We start from the raw sequence: 14,244 nt of genomic DNA, 5'->3' as shown, positions 1-14,244 counted from the left end.
AATGAAGGTGCCACTGATCCTTTTCCGTTTGCGCCCGCCGGGACAGGCTGGTATCTGTACGCATAACCAGTACTCGCTTGCCATGGCCCCGAATCTACCGTGACTGCCAATCCCCTCGACGACCCGTTCTATTACCTCAACAACTTTCGCCAGGTGCTTGATTGGCTTGAGCTTCGCTACGCCGATGTCATGAGCGAAACGGAACATGCCTTCATTCGCGACTTCAAGGCGCTGCCGCGTCCGTCCCAGGGTTTGCTGGTGCGTATGGTGATGCGCAAGGGTGTACATTTCCGGGCCAGCAAGCTGAATTACACGGAAATCGGCGACATCGCCGAAGCGGCGCAACCACTGCTGGAGCATGGCTGGCTCGATGAACAGGCACCGTTGACGATGGTGGAGCTGTTCGAGGTGTTGCTGAAGGCGGAGCTTCTGCAAGCCTTCGGCCCAGCCATCGACCAGCCTAAAAGCAAGAAAGTCGACTGGCTGCCGCTGTTGCACGAACAATTCCCCGAGCCACGCAGTTTCCAGCAATGGTGCCCGACGCTGGCCGACCGGCTGCTCAGCCTGACATTGATGGACCTGTGCGACCGTTTTCGCCTGATGTTTTTCGGCAACCTCTATCAGGACTGGTCAGAGTTCGTGCTCGCCGACCTTGGCATTTTTACCTACGAAAAAGTCGAATTCAGTGCTGATTCCCTTGGCTTGCGCAGCCGTGCCGACGTCGATGCCTGCCTGTTTCTGCACGACTGCCAGCTGTATTTCGAAGCGGGCGAACCACTGGAGCCGATCGTCGAACAGGTCGCCGCGTTGCATTTCGACAACCCGTGGCTGCAACGCCGGCGCGGCAAACTGTTGTTCCAGATCGGCCAATACTGCGAGCGCATCGGCGAGTTTGCCCTGGCCCTGAAGATCTATCGCGATTGCGCCTACCCCGGCGCGCGATTGCGGATGATCCGTGTGTTGGAGCGCTGCGCCGAATACGCACTGGCACTGGAACTGGCGGTCATTGCCGAGCAGGCACCTGAAACTGCCACCGAACAACAGGGCCTGCAACGGCTGGTGCCGCGTTTGCGGCGCAAGCTCGGCGGCCCACCGATCAAGCGCACGGCGCCCGGCCTGGTGGAGCGGCTGGATCTGCACCTGCCGCGCCTCGATCCGGCGTTGTCGGTGGAATATCACGTTCAGGCGCACCTGCACGAAGAAACGGGCCCGGTGCATTACGTGGAAAACAGCCTGATCAATTCATTGTTCGGCCTGTTGTGCTGGCCGGCGATCTTCGCGCCATTGCCGGGCGCATTCTTTCACCCGTTCCAGCGCGGGCCGGTGGATTTGCTCAATGAAGACTTCCAGCTCCGACGCGCCGAGCTGTTCCAGGCCTGTCTGGCCGAACTCGACGATGGCCGTTATGCCGACACCATCCGCGCGCGGTTCACCACCAAATGGGGTGTGCAGTCGCCGTTCGTGTTCTGGGGCGCGCTCAATGAAGAACTGCTGGAGCAAGCTTTGGCCTGTCTGCCGGCCGAACACCTCAAGCACTGGTTCAGCCGTCTGCTGCTGGACATCAAGGCCAATCGCGCCGGCATGCCCGACCTGATCCAGTTCTGGCCGCAGCACAAAACCTACCGGATGATCGAAGTCAAAGGGCCCGGCGATCGTTTGCAGGACAACCAGCTGCGCTGGCTGGAGTTCTGCAACACGCATCGGATGCCGGTCGCCGTGTGTTACGTGCAATGGGCGGAGCAGGGCGCTTGAGCTACAGCATCGCGGTGCGGGCACTGTGCGAATTCACCGCGAAAACCGGTGACCTCGACTTGCGCTTCACCCCGTCACCGACCGCGCTGGAGGGCATCGCCGGACATCGCACCGTGGCGTCCCGGCGCAACGACGCCTACCAGAGCGAAGTGGCGCTGGAGGGCGCATTCGGGCCATTGAAGGTCAAGGGCAGGGCGGACGGCTACGACCCGACGCAGAACTGCCTGGAAGAGGTCAAAACCTACCGCGGCGACCTGAGCAAGCAACCGGCCAATCACCGTTCGTTGCATTGGGCCCAGGCGAAGGTCTACGGCTGGTTGATGTGCTGTCGATTGCAGCTTGAGCAAATCAACCTGGCGCTGGTGTACTTCGACATCGTCACGGAAAAGGAAACCTGCCTGGTCGAGGTTTTCAGTGCCGAAGCGCTGCGGCAGTTCTTCGAACAACAGTGCGGTTTGTTCCTGAAGTGGGCCGAACAGGAAATGGCCCACCGCGAAGCGCGCAACCGGGCGGCCCAGCAGTTGGGTTTTCCTCATGCTGCCTTTCGTCCCGGTCAGCGTCACCTCGCCGAATCGGTGTTCAAGGCCGTCAGCACCGGCCGCTGCCTGATGGCCCAGGCTCCCACCGGCATCGGCAAGACTCTCGGCACCCTGTTTCCGATGCTCAAGGCCCTGACGCCGCAGAAACTGGACAAGGTCTACTTCCTCACCGCCAAGACGCCCGGACGCAAACTGGCGCTGGATGCAGCGCAAGTGCTGTTCGATCACAGCGAAACCTTGCCCCTGCGGGTGCTGGAAATGGTCGCCCGGGACAAGGCCTGCGAACACCCGGACAAGGCCTGTCACGGCGAATCCTGTCCGTTGGCCCAAGGCTTTTACGACCGTTTACCCGCCGCCCGTGAGGCTGCCAGTCAATTGCGCCTGCTGGATCAGACCGCGCTGCGAGACGTCGCGGCGCAACACGCGGTGTGTCCGTATTACCTGAGCCAGGAAATGGCCCGCTGGGCCGACGTGGTGGTGGCGGACTATAACTATTACTTCGATTTCAGCGCGCTGCTGTTCGGTCTGGCCCAGTTCAATCAATGGAACGTTGCGGTGCTGGTGGACGAGTCGCACAACCTGGTCGAGCGCGGGCGGCAGATGTACAGCGCCACCCTCGATCAGGCGACATTGGGCAGCGTGCGCAAAACCGCGCCCGAGGTCCTGAAAAAGTCGTTGCAACGGGTCAATCGTGAATGGAACGCGCTGCACAATGACCAGTTGGCGCCGTATCAGGCCTACGACAAGGCGCCGGAAAAACTGCTGCAGGCGCTCTCATCCTGCACGGCGAGCATCGGCGACTACCTCAACGATCACCCGCAAGGGCTCGACAGCGGGTTGCAGAACTTCTACTTCGAGATGCTGCAGTTCGGCCGGGTGGCGGAACTGTTCGACGCGCATTACCTGTTTGACATCAGCAAACGCGATCTCGAACGCAAACGCCCGTTATCGCAACTGTGCCTGCGCAACGTGGTGCCGGCGGCATTTATCGGCCCGCGCCTGAGCGCGGCACGCAGCAGCGTGCTGTTTTCCGCCACCCTCAGCCCGCGCCACTATTACGCGGATTTGCTCGGCACCCCGGCCGACACGGTCTGGATCGACGTCGAGTCGCCGTTCAGCGCCGAACAATTGCAGGTGCAGATCGTCAGCCGGATTTCCACGCGTTTCACGCATCGGCAAGCGTCGCTGGAACCGATTGTCGAGCTGATCGCCCGCCAGTTCAGTGAACGTCCGGGAAACTACCTGGCGTTCTTCAGCAGCTTCGATTACCTGCAACAGGTTGCGCAGTTACTGGCCGAGCGCCACCCGCAGATCACCCTGTGGCAACAATCCCGGGGCATGGCCGAAGGCGCGCGGCAGGATTTTCTCGACCAATTCACCGCCGACAGCCAAGGCGTGGGCTTCGCTGTGCTCGGCGGCGCCTTCGGTGAAGGCATCGATCTGCCCGGCGCGCGGCTGATCGGCGCGTTCATCGCCACCCTCGGGCTGGCCCAGCTCAACCCGGTCAATGAACAGATGAAGCGCCGTATGGCGGCGATCTTCGGTGCCGGTTACGACTACACCTATCTTTTCCCAGGCGTGCAGAAAGTGGTGCAGGCTGCCGGGCGGGTGATCCGTACCCAACAGGATCGCGGCGTGGTGATGCTGATCGATGATCGTTTTGCCGAGAGCCGGATTCGGCAGTTGCTGCCGCGCTGGTGGCAAATCGATCAAACAGAAGCGGCTGTCCATTCCATCGGTTTGACGCATACTCCTGTCATTGAGAATTTGCTTTGAGCCAAACCTGATGAGCGAGAACAAGAAGTCCGCTGCAATCGAAGACATGCGTTTTCGTTTGCTGATCGATGCGGTGGTCGATTACGCGATCTATATGATCGACCCCGAGGGCATCATCACCAGCTGGAACTCCGGCGCCAAACGCTTCAAGGGTTACGAAGAAGCCGAGATCCTTGGCGAGCACTTTTCAAGGTTCTACACCGACGAAGATCGCGCCAGCGGTTTGCCGCGGCGGGCGCTGGACACGGCGATCCGCGAAGGTCGGTTCGAGGGTGAGGGCTGGCGGGTACGCAAGGACGGCACGCATTTCTGGTGCCATGTGGTGATCGATCCGATTTACAGTCCGAGCGGGCAACTGCTCGGGTTTGCCAAGATCACCCGCGACCTGACCGACCGCAAGATGGCCGAAGAAACCCTCAAGCAGAGCGAACAGCAGTTTCGCCTGCTGGTGCAGGGCGTCACCGACTATGCGATCTACATGCTCAGCCCCGAAGGCCTGGTGACCAACTGGAACCCCGGCGCGCAGCGGATCAAGGGTTACAAGCCGGATGAAGTCATCGGCAAGCATTTCTCAATGTTCTACACCCCGGAAGACCGTGAGGCCGGTGAACCCCAGCGCGCCTTGGAAACTGCGGTGCGCGAGGGCCGCTTCGAGAACAAGAGCTGGCGCCTGCGCAAGGATGGCACGCGCTTTCTGGCGCATGTGGTGGTCGATGCGATACGCGGAGACACCGGCACCTTGCTCGGTTTTGCCAAGATTACCCGCGACGTCACCGAGGCTACCCAGGCACAACAGGCCCTGGAGAAAACCCGTGAGGCGCTGTTCCAGGCGCAGAAAATGCAGGCTATCGGCCAACTCAGCGGCGGCATCGCCCACGACTTCAACAATTTACTGACGGTGATCCTCGGCAACCTGGAAATCGTGCGCAAACGCGTAGGCGACGACCCGAAAGTCAGCCGTCTGCTGGAGAACGCCACGCAGGGCGCATTGCGCGGCGTGTCACTGACCCAACGCATGCTGGCCTTCGCCCGGCGTCAGGAGCTCAAGACCGAACCGATCGACATCCCGAAACTGGTGCAGGGCATCACCGGGCTGTTGCGCAGCTCACTGGGGCCGGGGATCCGCATCGAAACGCAGTTTCCCGAAGACCTGCAAGCGGTGCTGGCCGACAGCAACCAACTGGAGCTTGCGGTACTCAATCTGGCGACCAACGCCCGCGACGCCATGCCCGAAGGCGGCAGCGTCACCATCAGTGCCGAACCCGAAGTGGTGCTCGAACAGAACGATTCAACCCTGGCGGCAGGGCGCTATGTCTGCCTGAGGGTGACCGATACCGGTGAGGGCATGGACGCTGAAACGCTGGCGTCGGCAACCGATCCGTTTTTCACCACCAAAGGCTTGGGCAAGGGCACGGGTCTGGGGTTGTCGATGGTCCATGGCTTCATCGAACAACTGGGTGGCCGCTTCATTCTGAAAAGCACCCAGGGGCAGGGCACCACCGCTGAACTGTGGTTGCCGGTGGCCATCGACGGTGTTGTCGCCAAACCGCTTGGCTCGATGGTGTCCACCGATACGGTGCCGCGCCTCAGCGTGCTGGTGGTGGATGATGACAGTCTGGTGCTCACCAGCACGGTTCTGCTGCTGGAAGACCTCGGCCATCGCGTGATCAGCGCCACTTCCGGCGCCCAGGCGCTGGAGCTGTTCGATCAAGGCGAGGTCATCGATCTGATGATCACCGACATGGCCATGCCGCAGATGAGCGGCGCGCAACTGGCGCATGCCGTGCGTTTGCTCAAGCCGGATCTGCCGATCATTCTCGCCACCGGTTATGCCGAGCGTCTCGAAGGCTTTGCAGCGGGGTTGCCGCGACTGTCGAAACCGTTCAATCAGCTGAATCTGGTTGAGATCATCGCCCAGTCGATGAAGTGAACCGAGGGCGCGCAGGATCCATCTGAACTTGTCCGAGTCCGTAGGCCTCCAAACGCTTTGTTTCCGGAGCGCTCCCCGTGCCACGCATACTGACCCAACCGACCGCCGAAGAAACCCTGACTGAACACAACGCGAAGATGTTCGGTTCACCCAAGGAACGGCTGGATTTCTACCGTCGGGAAATCCAGTACGAAACCAGCATCCTGGCCAACCGCACCGACGCCTACCTGGCCGCGCAATCGTTTCTGGTAATTGCCTTTGCGTCCTGCATGGCCAACCTCAACCCGGAATGGGGCAAGCTGTTCACCCTGGTGGTGCCGCCGTTTCTGGCGTTACTCGGGCTGCTCAGTTCGCTCAACGCCTGGCCGGGGATTCGCGCCGCCTACGACATCATCGATCATTGGCACTACAAGCAAAGTGAATTGCTGCGCAGCGAACCGCTGATGGGCCTCGCTTATGACGAATCGCCGTTATTCAGCGAAATGGAGTCGAGCCACAAGGGGTATCGCAAGTCATTGCTGTTTTCCATTCGTACGCCGTGGATCTTTGCCACGTTCTGGATGTTGCTCGGCAGTTATGCCTTCTACATTCAGGTGACCAATCCGGGAGGATGAATGACACCCCGCTATCGAGCCCGGTCATCATGGCCGGGCTTTTTTCGCCCGTTTCGGTTCTTGCGCCGCTCATAGCTGGCGAGGATCGGCTGGGTGCTGACGCCGTGCAGCAGAATGCTCAGCGCCACCACCGACAGGGTCAGGTCGGTACACAGCGCGCCCACGCTGTCGCCTAGTCCATGGTTCAGTGCATAGAAGAGGTAGAACAGACTGCCGATGCCGCGAATTCCGAACCAGCCGATCAATAACCGTTGGCGCCCCGCGAGCAGCGATCCCCACGGCATCAACCCCACGCAGACCGGGCGGATGACACAGAACAGCACGCCGCCGACCAACAGCGCCCGCCAATCCCAGTGACTGACCAGCACCACGCCCAGCAGGGTAACCAGAAACACTTCCATCGCCCGTTCCACCAAACCGCCGAACGCGAGCATGTCGCCCATCATGATGCCGGCTGCCACCTGACTGTCTTCCAGCCGCTCGGTATCGCCGTGCACCGCCTGCTGCGGCTCGACGTTCTGATGACCGACCACCGGTTGCACCATGTGTTCGGCGGGCGGTTGGTGGGCGCCGGTGGATTTGACTTCCTCCTGACGCAAGCCAAGGCCGGCGGCAAATACCGACAGAAAGCCGTAGCCACCAATGGATTCAGCCACGACATACGCCAGCGCAATCAACGCCAGGGCCAGATAGTCGTTCGGGCTCAGGGTGCTGTCATCGTTGCGGATACGTAGCGAGAGGGTCAGTCGACCGATGCCACGGCCCATCCAGTAGCCGCAAAGCAACCCGGCCGGAACCGCCCACAAAAGGCTGCGCAGTACCCAGTCGGGCCACTCGGCGGCAAACCCTTCACCGTGCAGCAGCAACAGCCCGAGGATCACGAAGGGAAATGCAACGCCGTCGTTGAGCCCGGCCTCGCCGGACAGGCCGAAACGCACGCTGTCGACGTCCCGCGCATCGTTGACCTGCACCAGCGCCGCGAGCACCGGGTCGGTCGGAGCCAGAATCGCTCCGATCAACAGCGAAGGGCCCCAATTCAGATCCAGGCCAAAATGCAGCAACAGGCAGACGCCAATGATCGTCAGCACCATCACCGGGCCCGCCAGACCGAATGCAATCCGCCAGCGTTTGTCGCGCAACGGCAACCGCAACTTCAAACCACAGACGAACAGGGAAAACAGCACCGCGACTTCAGTCAGGTGTTCCATCCACAAAGAGGCTTCGTCCAGCGGCAGTTTCAGCAGATCAAGCCCTGCCGGCCCGATGCCGACGCCCAGCAGCAGGCAAACAGCCGAGGTCGTGACCGGCATCCAGCGCAGGTACGACGATGTCAGCGCCAGGGTCAGCAGCACGGCACCGAGCACCGCCACCCAGATGATGAAGCTCATGACGCGCGGCCCGTAAGGTCAGTTCGATGCCGCCCCGACATGATCGGCCTAACCTGCAGTCGTGCGCAGGTATTCCGGCGTCAGCACGTTGAACCACAGCAGGATCATCGACACCAACAACGTCACCAGCACCAGCAGCGCTACACCCCAGACACTGGCCGAGTACAACAGGCCCTGTTCCTTGCGCTCGTGCATGAAGGTCGGCAGGCCGACGAACAACAGGAATGTCGAATAGATCGATGCAGCGCCGAGCACCAGCACCGCCAGCCAACGGCTGGGATACAGGCCGGCGAGACCGGCGATGAAAAACGGGGTGACGGTGTACGCCGCGAAACCGATGCACTGGTTGAGTGTCGGCCGCGCATCGAAGGTACGCGACATCCAGCGGATGAAACCGCCAATGATCGCCACGCCGACCACGATGGTGATATAGAGCAGGACACTCAGCTGCAAGGCGCTGGCACTGCTGAGCCTCACGGTTTCACCCACTGCCAGGCTCCAGCCGACATACGTGGTGCCAATGAACAGGCACACCGCCGGGACGAGGGCCAGCAACAGCAGGTGAGCAAGGTAATGACGCGGATGTGCCTCTTCTTCGCGGCGGATGTCGGTCCAGGCAAAGTTCGGCTGGGTGAAGAGTTTGATAATAGGCGCAGACATGACGACCTCCTGATCTCTTGCAACCCGAACGGGCCATGAAGGTATGGAGAGGTCGCCGTGTCCAGCGGTTCACTTTTTCTGGCAGGCGGTTCAGAGCATCGGTTTGCCGCCGGTCACGCCATAGCGCTGGCCGGTGATGTAGCTGGCTTCATCCGATGCCAGCAGCACGTAGATCGGCGCAACCTCCACTGGCTGGCCGGGACGCCCGAGTGGTGTTTGCTCGCCAAAATGCTGCACTTCCTCATCGGGCATGGTCGAGACAATCAGCGGCGTCCAGATCGGCCCCGGCGCCACGCAATTCACGCGGATTTCCCGCGGACCGAGCATCTGCGCCAGTCCACCGGTGAAATTGGCGATCGCGCCTTTGGTGGTGGCGTAGGCGAGCAGGGTGGGCTTGGGCATGTCCGAGTTGATCGAACTGGTGTTGATGATGGAGGAGCCAGGTCCCATGTGTTTGATGGCGGCCTGACACAGGCGGAAGATCGCGGTGATGTTGACGTCGAAGGTCATCACCCATTCGTCGTCGGGAATCTCCTCGAAGGTTTCGTGGGTCATCTGGAAGGCGGCGTTGTTGACCAGCACGTCGATGCGGCCGAAGCGCTCGACGGTTTGGTCCACCAACGCCTGGCACTGGGCTTTCTGCGCAATGTCTCCAGGCAGCAACAGGCACTGGCGACCGGCCTGTTCGACCCAGCGCGCGGTTTCCTTGGCATCTTCATGTTCATTCAAGTAGGCGACCGCTACATCGGCACCTTCGCGAGCAAAGGCGATCGCCACCGCCCGACCGATGCCACTGTCGGCACCGGTGATCAAGGCAATCTTGCCGGCCAGCCGACCGGAGCCGGTGTAGCTCTGTTCGCCGCAATCAGGATACGGCTCCATCTTGCGCTGTGAACCGGGAACCGGCTGCGCCTGTTTCGGGAACGGGGGTTTTGGATAGTCGGTCATCGTCAATCTCCGGGTCTCATGGCAAGTAGGCCGGTTGACCCGACCCGCTTGCGCTGAGTTCGATCGGATTGACGCTTGGATTTACGCTGACTTGATTACCGGGACTTGAGGGCTCGCTCCATCCGGGCAATGCCTTCTTCCAGCATCGAACGCGGGCAACCGAAGTTCAGGCGCACGAATTGCTGGCTGTGGTCGCCAAAGTCCAGACCCGGGCTGAGGCCGACACGAGCGTGGTCCAGGAAGAACTTCTGCGGGTCGTCCAGATCCAGCGCCGAGCAGTCGAGCCAGGCCAGGTACGTGCCTTGCGGCACATTGAGGGTCACCCCGGGCAAGCGGTTGCGCACCGCGTCCACCAGCCAGTCACGGTTGGCTTGCAGGTACTGTTTCAGCGCCTCAAGCCACGGGCCGGCTTCGCTGTAGGCCACGCGGGTGGCTTCCATGCCCAGCGGGTTGACGCTGTCGACCATGCCGCAGCGGGCGTGGTTGACGCGTTCGCGCAGGGCCGCGTCCTGGATGATCATGAACGAGGTTTTGAGGCCGGCAATGTTGTAGGCCTTGCTCGCCGACATCAGGGTGATGGTGCGGCGGGATATTTCCGGGCTCAGGGACGCGGTCGGAATGTGCACGCGGCCGTCGTAGCACAGCTCGGCATGGATCTCGTCGGAGATGATCCAGGCGTCCTGCGCCACGCAGATGTCCGCCACGGCTTGCAGTTCTTCACGGCCAAAGACCTTGCCGATCGGATTGTGCGGGTTGCTCAGCAGCAGGGCGCCGCCACCTTTCAGGGATTCACGCAGTGCGTCCAGCGGGGTGGCGTAGCTGCCGTCGGCCTGGGCGTTGAATTCCAGTTCGACCTTGTTCAGGCCCCAATGACCCGGTGCATGGCGCAGTGGCGGGTAGTTCGGGGTTTGCACCACGACGTTCTGCTGCGGTTGCACCAGCGCCTTGAGCGCCATGTTGAAGCCCGACTCCACGCCCGGCAGGAAGATCAGCTCTTGCGGTTTCACGCGCCAGGCGAACTTGTTCCAGAGGTCGGCGACGATGGCCTCGCGCAGGTTGTCCTGGGCCACGCTGTAGCCCACCAACGGGTGCAGCAGACGTTGTTGCAGCGCCTCGATGACCACCGGCGGGGCGGCGAAATCCATGTCAGCGACCCACATCGGCAACACGTCGGCCGGGTAGCGGCTCCACTTGGTGCTGCCGGTGTCGTGGCGGTCGAATACCTGATCAAAATCGAAAGTCATGCGCGGTCTCTGAAGGCGGAGATGGGTCGTGCCCGCCATGATAAGCCCATGCCCTTGAAGGAGCACACAAAACCTGTGGGAGCGAGCTTGCTCGCGAATGCGTCTGGTCAGGCAGCATCAATGTTGAATGACACACCGCTTTTCGCGAGCAAGCTCGCTCCCACAGGGAGGTGATGCTCCGACAAACGGCCGACGGTCGGTTTTCACACAGGTCGCAGAGGCTTTGTCTACAGTGAAAAAGTCGGCACTCGTGTGCCGCAACCGTGATTGTCCAGAACAAACCCGGCACCAGTACCGGGTTCCACCTGATCAGGAGTGCACGATGGATCTCAGCCGTCGTCAGTTCTTCAAGGTCGCCGGTATCGGCCTTGCAGGCTCTAGCCTGGGCGCGTTGGGCATGGCCCCGACGCAGGCCTTCGCCGAGCAGGTGCGCCACTTCAAGCTTGCCCACACCCATGAAACCCGCAACACCTGCCCGTATTGCTCGGTCGGTTGCGGCTTGATCATGTACAGCCAGGGCGATGCCGCTAAGAACGTTGCGCAAAACATCATCCATATCGAGGGCGACGCCGACCACCCGGTCAACCGCGGCACTTTGTGCCCGAAAGGCGCCGGTCTGCTGGACTTCATTCACAGCCCCGGCCGCTTGCAGTACCCGCAGGTGCGCAAGCCCGGCAGCAGCGAATGGACCCGGATCACCTGGGACGAAGCCCTCGACCGCGTCGCCGACCTGATGAAGGCCGACCGCGACGCCAATTTCGTCGAGCAGAACGCCCAAGGCCAGACAGTCAATCGCTGGCTGACTACAGGATTCCTCGCGGCGTCGGCAGCGTCCAACGAAGCGGGCTACATCACCCACAAGGTGGTGCGCAGTCTCGGCATGCTGGGGTTCGATAACCAGGCGCGTGTCTGACACGGCCCGACGGTGGCAAGTCTTGCCCCGACGTACGGCCGTGGAGCCATGACCAACACCTGGACCGATATCGCCAACGCGAATCTGATCCTGGTGATGGGCGGCAACGCAGCAGAAGCCCACCCTTGTGGCTTCAAATGGGTGACCGAAGCCAAGGCGCATAACGCCGCGCGGCTGATTGTGGTCGATCCGAGGTTTACCCGGACCGCATCCGTGGCCGATTACTACGCGCCGATTCGCACCGGCAGCGACATTGCGTTCATGGGCGGGCTGATCAATTACCTGCTGACCGAGGACAAGATCCAGCACGAATACGTGCGCAACTACACCGACGTATCGTTCATCGTCAGAGCCGGATTCGGCTTCGAGGACGGGCTGTTCACCGGTTACGACGCGGCCAAGCGCAGCTACACCGACAAATCCACCTGGGGTTACGAACTGGGGGATGACGGCTTCGTGAAAGTCGACCCGACCCTGCAGGACCCGCGCTGCGTCTATCAGCTGATGAAGCAGCATTACAGCCGCTACAACATCGACCTGGCGAGCCAGATCTGCGGCATGCCGGTCGATGCGATGAAAAAGATCTGGGAGGAAATCGCCACTTGCTCGGCACCGGGCAAGACCATGACGATTCTTTATGCACTGGGCTGGACCCAGCACTCGATCGGCTCGCAGATCATCCGCAGCGCGGCGATGGTGCAACTGTTGCTCGGCAACGTCGGCATGCCCGGCGGCGGGGTCAACGCATTGCGTGGGCACTCGAACATTCAGGGCCTGACCGACCTTGGTCTGCTGTCCAACGCGCTGCCGGGTTACCTGACCTTGCCGACCGACGCCGAGCAGGATTACGCGGCCTTCATCCATAAACGCACGCAAGTCCCGCTGCGGCCGGGGCAATTGTCCTACTGGCAGAACTACAGCAAATTCCACGTCAGCCTGATGAAAGCCTGGTACGGCGCCAATGCCACCGCCGAGAATCAGTGGGCCTACCACTACCTGCCGAAACTCGACATCCCCAACTACGACATCCTCAAGGTGTTCGACCTGATGGGGCAGGGCAAGGTCAACGGCTACATGTGCCAGGGCTTCAACCCGATCGCCGCGTTGCCGGACAAGAACCGAGTGATGGCGGCGCTGGCCAAACTGAAATGGCTGGTGGTGATGGACCCGCTGGCCACCGAAACCTCGCAGTTCTGGGAACACGTCGGGCCATTCAACGATGTGAAGAGCGCCGACATCCAGACCGAAGTCATCCGCCTGCCAACCACCTGTTTTGCCGAAGAGGACGGCTCGCTGGTCAACAGCAGCCGCTGGCTGCAATGGCATTGGAAAGGCGCCGACGGCCCCGGCGAGGCGCGCACCGACGTGCAAATCATGAGTGCGCTGTTCCTGCGTCTGCGTGAGCGATATCAGGCGGAGGGCGGCAAATTCGCCGACCCGCTGTTGAAACTGTCGTGGCCGTACAAGATCGCCGAAGAACCCTCGCCGGAAGAGATCGCCAAAGAGGTCAACGGCTACGCCACCACCGATTTCACCGACGCCACGGGTGCGGCGATCAAGGGCAATTCGCAACTGGCCGGGTTCGCCCAGCTCAAGGATGACGGCAGCACCGCGTCCGGCTGCTGGATTTTCTGCGGCAGCTGGACCGAAGCCGGCAACCAGATGGCCCGCCGCGACAACAACGACCCTTACGGCATGCATCAGCATCAAGGCTGGGCGTGGGCCTGGCCGGCCAACCGGCGGATTCTGTACAACCGGGCCTCGGCAGATGTCGCCGGCAAACCCTGGGATCCGAAAAAACGCCTGGTCTGGTGGAACGGCAAAGCCTGGGGCGGCACCGATGTTCCGGACTACAAGGCCGATGTGCCGCCGGAAGCCGGGATGAACCCGTTCATCATGAACCCCGAAGGCGTGGCGCGGTTCTTCGCCGTCGACAAGATGAACGAAGGGCCATTTCCCGAGCATTACGAGCCGTTCGAAACGCCGATCGGCATCAACCCGCTGCACCCGGACAACAAGAAAGCCACCAGCAACCCGGCGGCACGGATCTTCGATTCGGTGTGGGACAGCCTCGGCGTGGCCAAGGATTACCCGTACGCCGCCACCAGCTACCGGCTGACCGAGCATTTCCACTTCTGGAGTAAGCACTGCAAGTTGAACGCGATTGCTCAACCCGAGCAATTCGTGGAAATCGGCGAGGTGTTGGCCAAAGAGAAAGGCATCGTCGCCGGGGATCGGGTTCGCGTGAGCAGCAAGCGCGGGTTCATTGAAGCGGTGGCGGTGGTGACCAAAAGGATCCGGCCGTTGCAGGTCAACAACCAGGTGGTGCACCAGATCGGCATTCCGCTGCACTGGGGCTTCACCGGCCTGACGCGCCACGGTTACCTGACCAACACCCTGGTGCCGTTTCTCGGCGATGGCAATACACAGACCCCGGAATCCAAGTCATTCCTGGTCAACGTGGAGAAGCTCTGATGGAG

Annotated in this window: 9 protein-coding genes; 5 read left to right on the top strand and 4 right to left on the bottom strand. The window is 61.5% G+C overall.

Going from position 1 to position 14,244, the window contains the following annotated elements:
* The first annotated feature begins 99 nt into the window (after positions 1–99).
* The 4 genes from L6D74_RS05450 to L6D74_RS05435 all read left to right on the top strand — a co-directional run bounded on the left by L6D74_RS05450 (position 100) and on the right by L6D74_RS05435 (position 6,611).
* Positions 100–1,752 carry a VRR-NUC domain-containing protein gene (locus L6D74_RS05450; RefSeq protein WP_236188094.1) on the top strand — a complete coding sequence of 551 codons (1,653 nt, stop codon included), beginning with the start codon at positions 100–102 and terminating at the stop codon, positions 1,750–1,752.
* A complete protein-coding gene (locus L6D74_RS05445; RefSeq protein WP_236188089.1) occupies positions 1,749–4,067 on the top strand; it encodes an ATP-dependent DNA helicase in 2,319 nt (772 codons plus the stop codon). Before L6D74_RS05450 ends, L6D74_RS05445 begins: the two co-directional genes overlap by 4 nt.
* A gap of 10 nt (positions 4,068–4,077) precedes the next feature.
* Positions 4,078–5,997 (top strand): hybrid sensor histidine kinase/response regulator, encoded by a 1,920-nt coding sequence (locus tag L6D74_RS05440; protein ID WP_236188088.1) that lies wholly within the window; start codon positions 4,078–4,080, stop codon positions 5,995–5,997.
* Between the two features lie 77 nt (positions 5,998–6,074).
* On the top strand, positions 6,075–6,611 hold the full coding sequence (locus L6D74_RS05435; RefSeq protein ID WP_064596549.1) for a hypothetical protein: 537 nt from the start codon (positions 6,075–6,077) through the stop codon (positions 6,609–6,611).
* Positions 6,612–6,622: 11 nt separating this feature from the next.
* Here L6D74_RS05435 and L6D74_RS05430 read toward each other — a convergent pair whose 3' ends face one another.
* The 4 genes from L6D74_RS05430 to L6D74_RS05415 all read right to left on the bottom strand — a co-directional run bounded on the left by L6D74_RS05430 (position 6,623) and on the right by L6D74_RS05415 (position 10,851).
* Positions 6,623–7,999, bottom strand: coding sequence for a cation:proton antiporter (locus L6D74_RS05430; RefSeq protein ID WP_236188087.1), 1,377 nt, complete (start codon positions 7,997–7,999; stop codon positions 6,623–6,625).
* A gap of 48 nt (positions 8,000–8,047) precedes the next feature.
* Positions 8,048–8,659, bottom strand: a complete 612-nt coding sequence (locus L6D74_RS05425; protein WP_085610274.1) for a Yip1 family protein — start codon at positions 8,657–8,659, stop codon at positions 8,048–8,050.
* Positions 8,660–8,749: 90 nt separating this feature from the next.
* Positions 8,750–9,607 (bottom strand): glucose 1-dehydrogenase, encoded by an 858-nt coding sequence (locus L6D74_RS05420; RefSeq protein WP_039768357.1) that lies wholly within the window; start codon positions 9,605–9,607, stop codon positions 8,750–8,752.
* A 95-nt stretch (positions 9,608–9,702) separates the two neighbouring features.
* Complete coding sequence (locus L6D74_RS05415; protein WP_236188083.1) at positions 9,703–10,851, bottom strand: MalY/PatB family protein; 1,149 nt, start codon at positions 10,849–10,851, stop codon at positions 9,703–9,705.
* 322 nt (positions 10,852–11,173) lie between these two features.
* Between L6D74_RS05415 and fdnG the strand changes: the two genes are divergently transcribed.
* Positions 11,174–14,239, top strand: coding sequence for a formate dehydrogenase-N subunit alpha (fdnG, locus tag L6D74_RS05410; protein ID WP_143491792.1), 3,066 nt, complete (start codon positions 11,174–11,176; stop codon positions 14,237–14,239).
* The last annotated feature ends 5 nt before the right edge of the window (positions 14,240–14,244 follow it).

This window comes from Pseudomonas pharyngis, from assembly GCF_021602345.1.
Lineage (GTDB): Bacteria > Pseudomonadota > Gammaproteobacteria > Pseudomonadales > Pseudomonadaceae > Aquipseudomonas > Aquipseudomonas pharyngis.
The sequence above is the reverse complement of the archived record's forward strand: the minus strand, read 5'-3'. Positions and strand labels throughout refer to the sequence as shown.

Excerpts from the sequence above, each read along its gene's own strand:
- L6D74_RS05425 (WP_085610274.1), bottom strand. The coding sequence starts at position 8,659 with ATGTCTGCGCCTATTATCAAACTCTTCACCCAGCCGAACTTTGCCTGG.
- L6D74_RS05430 (WP_236188087.1), bottom strand. The coding sequence starts at position 7,999 with ATGAGCTTCATCATCTGGGTGGCGGTGCTCGGTGCCGTGCTGCTGACC.
- L6D74_RS05420 (WP_039768357.1), bottom strand. The coding sequence starts at position 9,607 with ATGACCGACTATCCAAAACCCCCGTTCCCGAAACAGGCGCAGCCGGTT.
- L6D74_RS05415 (WP_236188083.1), bottom strand. The coding sequence starts at position 10,851 with ATGACTTTCGATTTTGATCAGGTATTCGACCGCCACGACACCGGCAGC.
- L6D74_RS05440 (WP_236188088.1), top strand. The coding sequence starts at position 4,078 with ATGAGCGAGAACAAGAAGTCCGCTGCAATCGAAGACATGCGTTTTCGT.